This is a genomic window from Methylobacterium sp. AC433 (assembly GCF_979253015.1).
This window is the reverse complement of record NZ_CEEDBN010000084.1, coordinates 1-253: the sequence shown is the minus strand read 5'-3', so window position 1 is coordinate 253 and position 253 is coordinate 1. Positions and strand designations below refer to the sequence as shown.

Annotated in this window: 1 protein-coding gene; it reads left to right on the top strand. The window is 71.1% G+C overall.

Features of this window, described 5'->3' with window-relative positions:
- Nucleotides 1–253 (top strand): DUF3479 domain-containing protein (locus AC0IWM_RS23820; protein ID WP_471759157.1); only part of this gene is annotated, 253 nt, incomplete at both ends.

Below are 253 nucleotides of genomic sequence, written 5' to 3'. Positions count from 1 at the left end.
CCAGCGCCTGACCCGCGACCTGCCCGGCCTCGTCCTCGATTTCCACGCCGCCGCCGCCTGGGACACGGCCCCCGCGTCCCTGGAGGCCTGCAAGGCCGACATCGCGCGCGCCGACATCATCAGTTCCACGATGCTGTTCATGGACGAGCACGTCCGGGCGATCCTGCCGGCGCTCCTCGCGCGGCGTCCGCATAGCGACGCCATGGTCGGCTGCCTCTCGGCCAGCGAAGTGGTGAAGACCACCCGGCTGAAC